At 72.3% G+C, this 12,859-nt stretch carries 12 protein-coding genes; 5 read left to right on the forward strand and 7 right to left on the reverse strand.

Going from position 1 to position 12,859, the window contains the following annotated elements; all coding sequences use genetic code 11:
- Positions 1–105: 105 nt before the first annotated feature.
- Positions 106–1,884 (forward strand): transcription termination factor Rho, encoded by a 1,779-nt coding sequence (gene rho / locus BLV01_RS19855; RefSeq protein WP_091804079.1) that lies wholly within the window; start codon positions 106–108, stop codon positions 1,882–1,884.
- Between the two features lie 215 nt (positions 1,885–2,099).
- Here the strand turns inward: rho and BLV01_RS19860 are convergent, their stop codons facing one another.
- The 4 genes from BLV01_RS19860 to BLV01_RS25720 form a co-directional block, all read right to left on the reverse strand.
- Positions 2,100–2,591 carry an Ohr family peroxiredoxin gene (locus tag BLV01_RS19860; RefSeq protein WP_091804166.1) on the reverse strand — a complete coding sequence of 164 codons (492 nt, stop codon included), beginning with the start codon at positions 2,589–2,591 and terminating at the stop codon, positions 2,100–2,102.
- 80 nt (positions 2,592–2,671) lie between these two features.
- Positions 2,672–3,442, reverse strand: a complete 771-nt coding sequence (locus BLV01_RS19865) for an SDR family oxidoreductase (RefSeq protein ID WP_091804082.1) — start codon at positions 3,440–3,442, stop codon at positions 2,672–2,674.
- 143 nt (positions 3,443–3,585) lie between these two features.
- The gene (locus BLV01_RS19870; protein WP_343124256.1) at positions 3,586–4,665 is read right to left on the reverse strand and encodes a LysR family transcriptional regulator; all 1,080 of its coding nucleotides are present in this window, start codon (positions 4,663–4,665) and stop codon (positions 3,586–3,588) included.
- Positions 4,662–4,910, reverse strand: coding sequence for a hypothetical protein (locus BLV01_RS25720; RefSeq protein WP_139178900.1), 249 nt, complete (start codon positions 4,908–4,910; stop codon positions 4,662–4,664). The genes BLV01_RS19870 and BLV01_RS25720 overlap by 4 nt, the downstream gene beginning before the upstream one ends.
- A gap of 167 nt (positions 4,911–5,077) precedes the next feature.
- Here BLV01_RS25720 and BLV01_RS19875 point away from each other — a divergent pair, with 167 nt between their 5' ends.
- The 3 genes from BLV01_RS19875 (at position 5,078) to BLV01_RS19885 (ending at position 7,094) form a co-directional block, all read left to right on the forward strand.
- Positions 5,078–5,557: a carboxymuconolactone decarboxylase family protein gene (locus BLV01_RS19875; RefSeq protein WP_091804085.1), complete on the forward strand. Its 480-nt coding sequence runs from the start codon at positions 5,078–5,080 to the stop codon at positions 5,555–5,557.
- A 134-nt stretch (positions 5,558–5,691) separates the two neighbouring features.
- Positions 5,692–6,120, forward strand: coding sequence for a cupin domain-containing protein (locus tag BLV01_RS19880; RefSeq protein WP_091804088.1), 429 nt, complete (start codon positions 5,692–5,694; stop codon positions 6,118–6,120).
- Positions 6,121–6,203: 83 nt separating this feature from the next.
- A complete protein-coding gene (locus BLV01_RS19885) occupies positions 6,204–7,094 on the forward strand; it encodes an RNA polymerase sigma-70 factor (protein ID WP_091804091.1) in 891 nt (296 codons plus the stop codon).
- 222 nt (positions 7,095–7,316) lie between these two features.
- Here BLV01_RS19885 and BLV01_RS19890 read toward each other — a convergent pair whose 3' ends face one another.
- The 3 genes from BLV01_RS19890 to BLV01_RS19895 form a co-directional block, all read right to left on the reverse strand.
- Entirely contained in the window at positions 7,317–9,119 is a 1,803-nt protein-coding gene (locus tag BLV01_RS19890; RefSeq protein ID WP_091804097.1) for an XVIPCD domain-containing protein, read from the reverse strand.
- 287 nt (positions 9,120–9,406) lie between these two features.
- Positions 9,407–9,568, reverse strand: coding sequence for a hypothetical protein (locus BLV01_RS26420; RefSeq protein ID WP_175486128.1), 162 nt, complete (start codon positions 9,566–9,568; stop codon positions 9,407–9,409).
- Between the two features lie 207 nt (positions 9,569–9,775).
- Positions 9,776–10,615 (reverse strand): energy transducer TonB, encoded by an 840-nt coding sequence (locus BLV01_RS19895; protein ID WP_091804099.1) that lies wholly within the window; start codon positions 10,613–10,615, stop codon positions 9,776–9,778.
- Positions 10,616–10,820: 205 nt separating this feature from the next.
- Between BLV01_RS19895 and BLV01_RS19900 the strand changes: the two genes are divergently transcribed.
- A complete protein-coding gene (locus BLV01_RS19900; protein WP_091804102.1) occupies positions 10,821–12,662 on the forward strand; it encodes a monovalent cation:proton antiporter-2 (CPA2) family protein in 1,842 nt (613 codons plus the stop codon).
- The last annotated feature ends 197 nt before the right edge of the window (positions 12,663–12,859 follow it).

Genomic DNA, 12,859 nt, shown 5'->3' on the forward strand with positions numbered 1-12,859 from the left:
GCGTCCCCGCGCCGCACCCCGTCTAGCTCCTCATCACATCCACCCACGTCCCTGACGTCCCGCTCGCCCGATGCGAGCGCTCGCCGCTTAGCGAGGAACCTCCGCTTGTCCGATAAGACCCCCGACGCTGGCGAAACCGCCGAGAAGCGCGTGCGCAAGCCGCGCGCCAGCAAGGCCGCCGAAGCCGCTCCGGCCGTCGTCGCCGATGCCAGCCCCCTGATTCCCGCGCCGATGCCCGCGAGCGATCCCGCTCCGGCGCCGACGCCTCGCGCGGCCAAGGCCGCCGCCCCGGCCGCCAGCGCCGGCGAGTCCGCTCCGGCCGCCTCCGGCGCCGCCGAGACCGCCGCGCCGCAGCACTCCGCCAACGGCAACCCCGCCGGCGAAGGCGGCGCAGCCAACAATCCGCAGCAGCAAGGCCAGCAGAACCAGGGCGGCCAGCAGCGCGACGGAGGATTCGACAACCGCGGCGGCAACAACCGCCGCGACCGCTTCCGCAACCGCCGCGACCGCGAGCGCAACAACCGCCAGCAGCCGCGCGGCGGCAACGGCGGCGAGGACTTCGGCGACAACGGCGAGAACTTCGTCCCGCGCCCGCACCCGCAGGTGCCCGAGGGCTTCCCGCAGTACTCGCTCGGCGACCTCAAGCGCATGCCGGCGCCGAAGCTGCTCGACCTGGCCGACCAGCTCAGCATCCAGGAAGGCGTGGCGCGCGCGCGCAAGCAGGACGTGATCTTCGCCCTGCTCAAGGTGCTGACCCGCCACGGCGAAGGCGTCGCCGCCGACGGCGTGCTGGAAATCCTGCCCGACGGCTTCGGCTTCCTGCGCGCGGCCGAGGCCAGCTACCTGGCCGGCCCGGACGACACCTACATCTCGCCCAGCCAGATCCGCCGCTTCAACCTGCGCACCGGCGACCACCTCTCCGGCCGCATCCGCTTCCCCAAGGACGGCGAGCGCTACTTCGCCCTGTCGGTGGTCGACAGCATCAACGGCGAGCCGCTGGAAGCGTCGAAGAACAAGGTCCTGTTCGAGAACCTGACCCCGCTGTTCCCGCGCCGCAAGTTCAGGCTCGAGCGCGGCGACGGTTCGACCGAAGACATCACCGGCCGCATCCTCGACCTGATGGCCCCGCAGGGCAAAGGCCAGCGCGCGCTGATCGTCTCGCCGCCGAAGGCCGGCAAGACCATGATGATGCAGCAGGTCGCCACCGCGATCACCCATAACCATCCCGACGTGCACCTGATCGTGCTGCTGGTCGACGAGCGCCCGGAAGAAGTGACCGAAATGCAGCGTACCGTGCGCGGCGAAGTGGTCTCCTCGACCTTCGACGAACCCGCCGCGCGCCACGTGCAGGTCGCCGAGATGGTGATCGAGCGCGCCAAGCGCCTGGTCGAACACAAGAAGGACGTGGTGATCCTGCTCGACTCGATCACCCGCCTGGCCCGCGCCTACAACAACGTCGTGCCGTCTTCGGGCAAGGTGCTGTCGGGCGGCGTCGACGCCAACGCCCTGCACCGTCCCAAGCGCTTCTTCGGCGCGGCGCGCAACGTCGAGGAAGGCGGCTCGCTGACGATCATCGCCACCGCCCTGATCGACACCGGCAGCAAGATGGACGAGGTGATCTACGAAGAGTTCAAGGGCACCGGCAACTCGGAAGTCCACCTGAACCGCCGCATCGCCGAAAAGCGCGTGTACCCGGCGATCGACATCAACCGTTCGGGCACCCGCCGCGAAGACCTGCTGATCGAGCCGGAGCTGCTGCAGAAGATCTGGATCCTGCGCAAGCTGCTGCACGGCATGGACGAAATCGGCGCGATGGAGTTCCTGCTGGACAAGATGAAGACGACCAAGTCGAACGACGAGTTCTTCAGTTCGATGAAGCGCTGAGCCGGTCCGGCTCGCCACGAAAAGCCCCCGCCCGTGCGGGGGCTTTTTCGTTTTGGGGCCATGGGGTTGCGGGGCGACCGCCGAGGCGATGGCGTTTCGAGGCGCCCGGCGAATCGGCTGCCGCCAAGCCGACCGCAACGGCAGCGCGACGGCCGGGTTCTTCACGCGCCCGCCAAGCCGTCATTCCCGCGTTCGCGGGAACGACGGCCGCCCACTCATTCCAGCGCCACCGCATGCTCGATGCCGTCGCGGAACATCTTCGCGTACGGACACACCCGCTCGGTATTGCGCACCAACTCGGCGGCGAGCGCGCGCTCCACGCCGGGCAGGCCGACGCGGATCTGCGCGGACAACACGAACAGACCATCGACCGGGTCGCGCGCGAACGTCACCGCGGCCTGCACCGACACCCCGGACAGGGCGATGCCGGCGCGCTGCGCCAGCAGCGCCAGCGCGCCGTGGAAGCAGGCGGCGTAGCCGGCGGCGAGCAGTTGTTCGGGATTGCTGCCGCCGCCGGGGCCGCCGAGCTCCGGCGGCAGGCGCAGTTGCGCGGTCAGCGCGCCGTCGTCGGAGCGCACCACACCGGACGCGCGCGCGTGCCCGGCTTCGCCGCCGTCCACGCGCACGCATGCGGTGTACAGCGCGACCGGCGCGTCGCCGCGGTACTTGTCCAGCAGGCTCGTCGGCGGCGGTTGCAGCGAGGGCATGGCCGCGATCCCGGGGCGGGCGGTGCGGACGCGGCCGGTGCGCGGATGCGGTGCGCGCCGGGGCGGCGGCGAGCGGCGGCTCAAGCCCGCGGCGCGGGGCGCGCGGGTCCGGATTGCGCCAGCCAAGCGTCGAAATCCATTGCGCCGAGCCAGGCCTCGCCGTCGGGCACCAGGGTGGCGTCGTCGAGTTCGGCGCCGAAGTAGCGCGCGTGCGGGTCGGCGACGGCCACGCGCGGGTCGTCGACGGCGCGCAGGTAGCGCTGCGCCAGGCTCGCCAGCGGCAGGCGCTCGGGGCCGGCGATCTCGACGATGCCGTTGGCCGGCGCCTGCTGGGCCAGGCGCGCCACCGCGGCGGCGACGTCCTCGGCGGCGATCGGCTGGATCAGCGCCTGCGGCAGGCGCACGCGCTCGCCGTCGGCGCCGGACTGGACGATGCCGGGCAGGAACTCGAAGAACTGGGTCGAGTGGACGATGGTGTAGGGCCGGCCGGATTCGCGGATCAGCCGCTCCTGTTCGATCTTGGCGCGGAAGTAGCCGCTCTGCGCGAGCTTGTGCGTGCCGACCACCGACAGCGCGAGGTGGTGGCCGACGCCGGCGCGCGCTTCGGCGGCCAGGATGGTGCGCCCGGCGGTGGCGAAGAATTCGAGCACCGCCGCGTCCTCGAACGAGGGCGAATTGGACAGGTCGATCACGCAGTCGGCGCCGGCCATCGCCGCGTCGAGGCCTGCGCCGGTGAGGATGTCCACGCCGGTCGAGGGCGCGGCGGCCAAGGCTTCGTGCCCGGCCGCGCGCAGCCGCGCCACCGCTTTGCCGCCGATCAGTCCGGTGCCGCCGATGACCAGGAATTTCATGGATCGCCTCCGCAGGTTCGATGAGGGCGTGCGGCGCGTGGCGCCGTCCGCCGGTTGCGAACGATGCTAGGAAGCCGGCCGCGCCGGCAGTAGCCCTCGCCGCGGCCGCGCGGTGTTGCCCTGCGCGCACCAATCGCCGCGGCTCAGCCGGCGGCGGCCAGCGGCGCGGACGGCTCGGCGCAGGCGCAGCCGGGATCGAGCGCGCAATCCAGGTCCAGCGCGCGCACCCGCGCGGTGGCGAAGTCGATGAAGGCGCGCACGCGCTTGGGCAGTTGTTCGCGGCTGAGGTAGCACAGGTAATGGCCGCCGTCGTCGGGCGCGTAGCCGCCGAGGCAGCGCAGCAGCGCGCCGGAACGCAGCGCGTCGCAGGCCAAATAGGCCGGCAGCTGCGCCAGGCCCTGGCCGTCGATGGCCGCGTGCAGCAGCAGTTCGTCGTCGTTGAACGCCAGTTCCGCCGCGGGCGCGAGCGCCTGCGCGCAGCCGTCGACCTTGAACTCCCAGGCGCGCAGGCGGCCGCCGCTGAGGCGGCGGTTGAGGCAGGCATGGCGCGCCAGTTCCGCCGGCGAACGCGGCAGGCCGTGGCGGCGCGCGTAGTCGGGCGCGGCGCACACCAGCCACTGCATCGGGACCAGTCGCTTGGCGATGACCTGGCTGTCGTCGAGGCGGCCGTCGCGGAAGGCCAGGTCGAGCCGGTCCACGGCCAGGTCGGGCGTGCGTTCGTCCAGCACCAGTTCGATCGCGATGCCGGGATGCCGGCGGCGGAATTCGCCCAGCAGCGGCGCCAGCACCTTGCGGCCGAAGCCGGGCGCGGCGCCGATGCGCAGTTGCCCGCGCGGCGGGCCGTCGCGCAGGTCGCGCAGGTCTTCCAGCGCCTGCACGATGCGCTCCATGCCGGGGCGGCAGTTGTCGAAGAACAGCTCGCCTTCGGGGGTGAGCGAGGTCGAGCGGGTGGTGCGCGAGAACAGCCGCGCGCCGACCTGCCCTTCCAGCTTCTGCACGCTGCGGCTCACCGCCGAGCGGCCGATGCCGAGGCGGTCGGCGGCGCGGGCGAAGCTGCCTTCGGTGGCCACGGCGATGAAGGCGACCACGCCGGCGTAGCTGGCGGAGAACGCCGGCGACAGCGACGGCAACGACGGCGGCGACAGCGCGGCGTGCGGCGACGGCGACGCCTGCACTGCGCGGACGTGGCCGCGCGCGGCCGGCAGAACTGCGGACAGGCTCACGCTTCGCTCTCCTCATGCGCACGCGTCGCAGCCGGCGGCGTGTGCGTACCCAGCGCGAGGACGTGCGCGCGATCCGCCGGCGCGCCGGGCAGGCGGGCGAGGCCGCCGTCGCAGACCGCAGGCCGCGCGAGCGCTGCGCGCGCGAACCGTGGCAGCACGGCGAAGACAGCGGCGGATTCGCGCCATAGCCGCCCGGCGGCGCGGGCGCGGGGCGGACGGGACGGCAGGCAGGGATGCGGGCTCATACCCCGTACGTCGAAGCAGCGACGGGCTTTGTGACATCGCGGCCATTGGTGCGTCGCGCTCAACACCGCGCGTCCGCGCGGCGGCCTAGCGGGGCGGCGGCGGCCGGCCTAGATTGCCCGCCAACCGCCGGCACTCCCGCCGCGCCGCACCTCACGGAGCTTGCGTCATGACCCAGCGCCTCGATTACCAGCAGCAGTCCCCGGAACTGTTCAAGAAGTTCGTCGACTTCAGCATGGCCACCAAGAAGCCTTCGCTCGGCCACACCCTGCTGGACCTGGTCAACATCCGCGCCTCGCAGCTCAACGGCTGCGCGTTCTGCCTGGACATGCACGTCAAGGAAGCCACCATCCGCGGCGAGCGCCCGCTGCGCCTGCACCATGTCGCGATCTGGCGCGAGTCGGACCTGTTCGCCCCGCGCGAGCGCGCCGCGCTGGCCTGGACCGAAGCGCTGACCCAGCTCTCGCCGCACGGCGTGGCGGACGAACTCTACGACCGCGTGCGCACCCAGCTGTCGGAACAGGAGCTCGTCGAGCTGACCTATGCGGTGATGACGATCAATGCCTGGAACCGCATCAACGTCGCGTTCCGCGCGACTCCGGGCGCCCACGACAAGGCCTTCGGCCTGGACAAGGCCCAGCTCGCCTGAGCCCGTCCACGGCGGGCGCCGCGCGCGTCCGCCGTGCTGCGTTCGATGCGTCCGCCGCGGCGTTCGCCAGCGCGCGCGCACCGCATCCCCAATCGCGCGCCACCCGCCCGCAACGGCCGTCCCAGGAGCCGCCCATGTCCCCTCGCCTGTCCGCTCTCGCCTTCTTCCTCGCCGCCGCGTGCCCGCTCGCGGCCGCGGCCCATGGCGCCGCGCCGGCCGCGGGCCACGCCGCGCCCGCTGCGGTCGTGACCGAGGTCATGCGCAAACCGCTGCCCGACTATCCCGGCAAGGAGGCGCTGATGCTGGCGGTCGAATACCCGCCCGGCGGCGCCGACCCGGTCCACCGCCACGATGCGCACGCCTTCGTCTACGTGGTCGAAGGCGCGATCGTGATGGGCGTGGCTGGCGGCAAGGAGGTCGCGCTCAAGGCCGGCGAGAGCTTCTACGAAGCCCCCGGCGACCTGCACACGGTCGGCCGCAACGCCAGCGGCGAGCGGCCGGCCAAGTTCGTGGTGGTGCTGCTCAAGGACCCCGGCAAGCCGGCGTTGATGCCGGTGCCCTGAGCCGGCGGGTCGCGGACGCGCGCCACGGTCGGCGCGCGTCCGCCTGGGTCACAATCGCGCCTCCCGATCCGACTCACCGGTGTATGGACGGCGCGCTCGACTCCTTCACCCGCCTGCGCCCGCGCCTGCTCGGGCTGGCCTACCGCATGCTCGGTTCGCTGGCCGAGGCCGAGGACGTGGTCCAGGACGTGTGGCTGGGCTGGCACGACGCCGGCGCCGCGCAGGCCGACGACGCCGAGGCCTGGCTCGCGGTCGCCACCAGCCGCCGCGCGATCGACCGCTTGCGCCGCGCCCGCGCCGAACGCGCGCGCTACGTCGGCCTGTGGCTGCCCGAGCCGGTGCTCACCCAGGACGCGCCGGCCACGCCGGAAGACCTGCACGAGGCCGCCAGCGACCTGTCGGTGGCGTTCCTGGCGGTGCTGGAGCGGCTCGCGCCGCAGGCGCGCGCGGCGTTCCTGCTGCGCGAAGTCTTCGACGCCGACTACGCGCAGATCGCCCGCGTCCTCGACAAGAGCGAAGCCGCGTGCCGGCAGATCGTGCATCGCGCCAAGGCCCAGCTGCGCGAACAACAGCCGCGCTACCGGGTGTCCGCGCAGGCGCACCGGCGGCTGATGCAGCGCTTCCTCGACGCCTGGAACGCCGGCGACCTGGGCGCGATGAGCGCGCTGATGGCCGACTCGGCGACGCTGATCGGCGACGGCGGCGGCATCGTCGCCACCTTCCCCGAGCCGATGCTCGGCGGGCCGCGCATCGCCCGCTTGCTGTTCGCCTCGACCTTGCGCCGCGAACGCGGCCTGCGCCTGCAGGCGGCGACGATCAACGGCCGCCTCGGCGTGCTGCGCTATTTCGGCGAAGCGCTGGAATCGGCGCAGGCCTACGACAGCGACGGCGAGCGCATCGTCGGCGTGTACGTGCAGCGCAATCCGCACAAGCTGCGGCGGATCGCGCTGGGCGTGGCGGCGGGGTTGCGCTGAGGCGAGGCGGGAACGGCGCGGCGCGGGACGCATGCGTCGGGACCGAAGCACGATAGGCCGGCAGAGCCCGCCGGCCCGATGCTCTCCGATCGGACTCCGGTCGCAGGCGTCGCGACCGGAACGGAGAACATCGGGCCGGCGGGCCCTTGGCCGACGGCGTCGGCGCCGACGCCTGCGCCGGAGCCGCGAAGGCTCCGGCGCCGCGCCGCCGGACGCCGGCGATTACAGCCCGCGGCCGCCCGCGACCTGGTTCTGCTGCGCGTTCTGGCCGTCGCCGCTGGCGGCGTGGTGCGCGGCCAGCTTGCTGCTGGTCTCGATGCTCTGGTCGGCGCCCTTGGCCACGTCGATGGCGACCATGCGCCGGCTCGGCGAATCCAGTTCGCCCTGCACCGCGAACACGCGGGTGCCGTCCTTGCTCGGCACCAGGTGGTCGACCTGGTTCAGGCCGGCCTCGCGCGCGGCCGGCACCAGCGCCGCGGCGAGGTTCTTCTGCTGCTGCTCGCCGAGCTTGTTCGGCAGGTCCACGCCCTTGACCTTGTCGAGCAGGTCGCGGTACTGGCCGTTGAGCGCGTTCGCGCCGCTGGTCAGGATGCCGGCGACGCGCAAGCCCTCTTCGACCGCGCCGCCGAGCTTGTTGGTGTTGCGGTTGGCGATCTCGCGCTGCGGATCGGGCAGCAGGTAGGTGCCGCGCTCGCGTTCGCCGTCGCGGTCCTTGACGTAGCGCTTGACGTCCTTGAGCTCGAGGTCGAGGAACTCCTTCGACGCGCCCTTGGCCGCCTGCGCCAGCAGCATCGCCTGCTGCGGGGTCAGCTTCTCCAGGCCCTGGCCGCTGGCCAGCGCCTCGACCAACGACTCGGGCTGCACCTTCTGCTTGAGGAAGGCGAGGAAGCGCTCGCGGGTCTCGGCGTTGCCGCCGAAGCCGTCGACGATGCGGGTGGCGGTGGACAGGGCGTTGCCGGCGTCGGTGGGCATGCCGGCGATCTGCCGCATCACCCCGCTGATGGCCTGCTTGGGTTCCATGCCCTCGGCGAACGGGAAGCGCTCACGGAACTCGTCCCACTGCGGCTTGAGGATGGCTTCGCGGATGTGCTTGATCAGGCTGTAGGCGCCGGCGGCGAAGGCGACCACGGCGATGCCGATCGGGGCGACGCCGATCAGGCCGGCGACCAGGCCGGAGTTGCTGGCGCCCATCAGCAGCGCGGTGCTGCCGAGGTTGCCGGCGAGCTTGAAGCCGCCGTTGAGCAGGTCGAACGCGGAGTTGACCCGGTCGTCGGTGGTCAGCGCCTTGCCGGTGACCGGATCGCGGCCGTTGAACACGCGGCCGGCGTTGTGGCTGATCTCGCGCGCGCCGCCGGTGATGCCCTTGACCGCGGTATAGCGCTCCAGCAGCTTGGCCGCCTCGCGCTCGTGGCCGCTGCGGGTGGCGAATTCCAGCACCGCGCTCAGCGCCACCGCGTCGAGCGGCTTGCCGGCCTGTTGCGCGGCGGAGCCGGCCTTGATCGCCGCGTCCAGCGCGTCAAGGGTTTCCAGCACGTCGGACTTGCCGGCGGCGGCGGCCAGGCCCTTGAGCTTGTGCAGCGGAGCGTCTTCGCTGCCGGGCGCGTGCGGGTCGTGCTGCGCGGCCCAGTCCTTGGCGTAGGCGGTCAGCGCGGTCTGCGCGGACGCCGGCACCTGCAGCGAGTAGCCCTGGAACGGCGGGGCCACGCGGCCTGGGCCGCGGCTTTCGCCGGGCTGCAGCCTCCAGGCGAAGCCGGCGTCGGCGAAGGCGCCGCCGGGCGCCGACGCGGCGGCGACGGTGGCGTCGAGGGTGTCCTCGTCCACCACCAGGCCGTTGCGTTGCAGGGCGTCGGCGACGAAGGCGCGCATCACCGTCGCGCGCGGCCACTCGCCGTCGGCGGGCAGCAAGGCGGTGTAGGCGGTGGCTTGGCTCAGCGGTGCGCCCTGGCCGGCGTACCAGCGCGGGGCGGCGGGGTCCCCGGCCGGGGCGACGCCGGCGGGGGTGAGTGAATCGACTGCGGCATTCATAGTCACTGGCTCCATGTCGGTGCTATTTGCTTCACGAGTCGCCGAGCCCGACTAGGGATGAGGAGCTCCGGGATGGCGGGCGAACCCGCATCATGCCTTCGAAGCTGAACGACAGCAATTCGTCAGCGTACGTTGGCCTGCGGGCGTGGCCGCCATAGTGCCCGTTCAGCGTTACCGCCCGTCGGCTGAGGCGACGCGCGCCACGCGGGCCGGTCCGTCGCGGCCGGTCCCGCCTGCGCCGCGGCGACGCGATCGGCCGCCGCCCGCGCGGCGGCCGCGCCCGGCGCTCAACCGACCGCGCGCGCCTGCGCCGGTGCGCGCGGCGCCGCGATGCCCTGCTTGGCCTGGCCGGTGACAGCGCCGTCGGCCTGCAGCAGCGGCGGGCGGTCGAAGGTCGGATTGCACGCGCTCAGCAACAGCGCCGCGAACAGCAGGGTCAGTGTCTTCATCGAAATCTCCATGTGGGTCGGCCGGATCGGCCGTGAGCGTCCTGCGCAAAACCGGCACATTTCGTGCGGCGGCCGCACGTAATTTTCGCTAACTGCGTTCGCAGCGATCGCGACGCTGGAAACGCCTTTTCGACATCGCGACCGCCGCCAAAAAAAACGCCTCCGCGAGGGAGGCGCCGGTTCGGCATCGCGGTGGACGCGAGGGTTTCAGCCGTTGTCGTCGAGCCCGCTGAGCAGGCGCCGGCCGCCGCCGAGCAGGCGCGGGCCGCTGCCGGCCATGGCGTCCACGCCGGCGTCGGCGGTCTGCCGCGCCCACGGCGCGCGCTGGCGCGGGCCGGGCACGTACACGTCCCAGTGCCCATAGGCCTTGCCGTGGTGGCCGGGCGGCATGAACGCCACCGGCACGCGCACCAGCCAGCCCTCGCGCGCCGCCTGCTCGCCCTGGTTCGGCGGCACGAAGCTCCAGCGCCGGACCGCGGCCAGGGTGGCCTCGGCGAAGGACGTGCGGAACCAGTCCATCTGCGCCTGGGTGCCGACCCGGTACAGGTTGACCTGCTCGACGAAGGACGCCTGGACCTTGCCGTCGCGGCCGAACCGCGCCACCACGTAGACCGTGGCCGGCACGCCCTGCATCGCCGCGCGGGTCGGGTAGATCGGCGGCGGCGTGGAGCGCCCATACGGCGGCTCGGGCTCGCCGAAACTGGCGCTGACGATGCGCATGATGTACGCGTCCTGCTGCGCCTGCGGATCGCGGCGCACCGCCACGCGCAGCGTCATCGCGACATCGGCGGCCGGCGCCGCGGCGGCCAGCGGCTCGAAGCGCCAGCGCGGCACCGCGCCGCCGATCAGCCCCAGCACGTCCTTGGGCACCTCGGCTTCGCGGTCGACGCTCACGCCTTCGACCCGGCCATCGGCAGCGACGCGCACCGTGCCGGTCACCACCATGCTCATCTCGGCCTGCTTGCGCACCTCGGCGCGCCCCTGCGCGGCGGCCGGCGCCGGCGCGGCCAGCGCGGCGATCAGCGCGAGCGCCGCGACTGTCTTCATTGCCTTCATGTGCCGCACGACCCCTTGTTCGACCAATACGAAAAACCGCGCTGCAACAACGACGATTGAAAATCGGCGAGCCGGCAACCATAGCAAAGCGGTTGCGTCATCCGCCGCCCCAGCGGGCCGTTGTCGGCGATGCAGCGTCCCATTGCGCTCCCCCATCCGACGCGCTCAGGCGCCATAATCCCAGCCGGAGGTGCCTATGCACGGTGGCGGTCTCGAACTTGCGTTGTTGTTCCTGCTGGCCGCGGTCATCGCCGTGCCGGTGTTCCGCAAGTTCGGACTGGGCGCAGTGCTGGGCTACCTGGCCGCGGGCGTGGTGCTCGGCCCCTACGGCGTCAAGGTGATCGCCGACGCCGAGCCGGTGCTGGCCGCGTCGGAAATCGGCGTGGTGATGATGCTGTTCGTGATCGGCCTGGAGCTGTCGCCCTCGCGCCTGCGGGTGATGCGCAAGCCGGTGTTCGGCGCCGGCGGCCTGCAGGTGATCCTCAGCGGCCTGGCGCTGGGCGCGCTGGCGATGTTCGGCGGCGGCCTGGGCTGGAAGGCGGCGACCGTGGTCGGCCTCGGCCTGGCCCTGTCCTCGACCGCGGTGTGCCTGCAGCTGCTGTCCGAACGCAAGGGCCTGACCGCCGACTACGGCAAGCTGGCGTTCGCGATCCTGCTGTTCCAGGACCTCGCCGCGATCCCGCTGCTGGCGGCGATCCCGCTGCTGGGCAAGGCCGCGGGCGTGGAAGGCCTGAACTGGATCTCGGTGGCCAAGGCGGTCGGCGCGATCGCCGCGGTGGTGTTCGGCGGCCGGGTGCTGCTGCGCCAGGTGTTCCGGGTGGTCGCGCGCACGCAGATGCCGGAAGTGTTCACCGGCGCGGCGCTGCTGACGGTGCTGGGCTCGGCCTGGATCCTGCAGACCGCGGGCCTGTCGGCCGGCCTGGGCGCGTTCCTGGCCGGTGTGCTGCTGGCCGATTCGGAATTCCGCCACGAGCTCGAATCGCAGATCGAGCCGTTCAAGGGCTTGCTGCTGGGCCTGTTCTTCATGGCCGTGGGCATGAGCATCGACCTGCAGCGGGTGATGAATGAGCCGCTGACCATCGGCGCGATCGTGCTGACCCTGCTGACGGTCAAGTTCGTCCTGCTGTTCGCGGTCGGCATCAGCGCCGGCGGCCTGGACAAGCGCGGCGCGTTCCAGCTGTCCACGGTGATGGCGCTGGGCGGCGAGTTCGCGTTCGTGGTGTTCAACGAAGCGTTCAAGGCCAAGCTGCTCGACGACCCGACCCGCGACCGCCTGATCGCCGCGGTCGGCGTGTCGATGGCGCTGACCCCGCTGCTGATGATCGCCGCGCAGCGCGTGCTCGACGCCAAGCCCGCGCCCAAGCCCAAGCGGCCGTACGACGAGATCACCGACGAGCACCACCCGCAGGTGCTGCTGGCCGGCATGGGCCGTTTCGGCCAGATCGTCGCGCGCCTGCTGGTGGCGCAGCGCACCCCGTTCATCGCGATCGAGAACAGCGCCGAGCAGGTCGACTTCATGCGCCGCTTCGGCAACATGATCTATTACGGCGACCCGGCCCGGCCGGAGCTGCTGCGCTCGGCCGGCGCGGCGCAGGTGAAGGTGTTCGTGATCGCCATCGACGACCGCGACGCCTGCATCCGCACCGTGCGCACGATCCGCCGGCTGTACCCGAAGGCCAAGGTGTTCGCCCGCGCGCGCGACCGCCGCCACGCCTGGGACCTGATGGACCTGGGCGCCGAACCGATGCGCGAGACCTTCCACTCCAGCCTCAAGCTCGGCGAAGAGGTGCTGGTGGAGCTCGGCGTCGCGCCGGCGACCGCGCGCGACCACGTCGAGCGCTTCCGCGAACTCGACGAACGCATGCTCAACGCCCAGTACCTGGTCCACGACGACGAAGACGCGCTGCTGCAGAGCGCGCGCGACGCGCGCAAGGAACTGGAAGAACTGTTCGACGCCGACCGCGGCGAAGGCTTGCTGGCGGGAATGGTGGACAAGCAGGCGACGACGGTGCCGAGCGAGAGCTCCACCCGGCATTGAGGCCGGCTCGCGATCGAGGTTGCGCTCGCGAAGTCGCGACCGCGGGGCTTCAAGCTTGCGGCGCATGCGCCGTGTCGCGGTCGCGGCCTGCGCCGCTCCTACAAGAAGCGGCCGCGGTTTCGTTTCCGACCTGTAGGCGCTGCGACCGCGAGGCTTCCGGCTCGCGGCGCATGCGCAGTGTCGCGGTCGCGGCTTGC

The organism is Lysobacter sp. yr284 (assembly GCF_900107375.1).
Lineage (GTDB): Bacteria > Pseudomonadota > Gammaproteobacteria > Xanthomonadales > Xanthomonadaceae > Lysobacter.

Bases quoted from the DNA above. Each gene is read 5' to 3' on its own strand.
- BLV01_RS19860 (WP_091804166.1), bottom strand. From the start codon at position 2,591: ATGCCCTCGCTGCAACCGCCGCCGACGAGCCTGCTGGACAAGTACCGC.
- BLV01_RS19895 (WP_091804099.1), bottom strand. From the start codon at position 10,615: ATGAAGACAGTCGCGGCGCTCGCGCTGATCGCCGCGCTGGCCGCGCCG.
- BLV01_RS19900 (WP_091804102.1), top strand. From the start codon at position 10,821: ATGCACGGTGGCGGTCTCGAACTTGCGTTGTTGTTCCTGCTGGCCGCG.
- BLV01_RS19885 (WP_091804091.1), top strand. From the start codon at position 6,204: ATGGACGGCGCGCTCGACTCCTTCACCCGCCTGCGCCCGCGCCTGCTC.
- BLV01_RS19880 (WP_091804088.1), top strand. From the start codon at position 5,692: ATGTCCCCTCGCCTGTCCGCTCTCGCCTTCTTCCTCGCCGCCGCGTGC.
- BLV01_RS25720 (WP_139178900.1), bottom strand. From the start codon at position 4,910: ATGAGCCCGCATCCCTGCCTGCCGTCCCGTCCGCCCCGCGCCCGCGCC.
- BLV01_RS26420 (WP_175486128.1), bottom strand. From the start codon at position 9,568: ATGAAGACACTGACCCTGCTGTTCGCGGCGCTGTTGCTGAGCGCGTGC.
- BLV01_RS19875 (WP_091804085.1), top strand. From the start codon at position 5,078: ATGACCCAGCGCCTCGATTACCAGCAGCAGTCCCCGGAACTGTTCAAG.
- BLV01_RS19890 (WP_091804097.1), bottom strand. From the start codon at position 9,119: ATGAATGCCGCAGTCGATTCACTCACCCCCGCCGGCGTCGCCCCGGCC.
- BLV01_RS19865 (WP_091804082.1), bottom strand. From the start codon at position 3,442: ATGAAATTCCTGGTCATCGGCGGCACCGGACTGATCGGCGGCAAAGCG.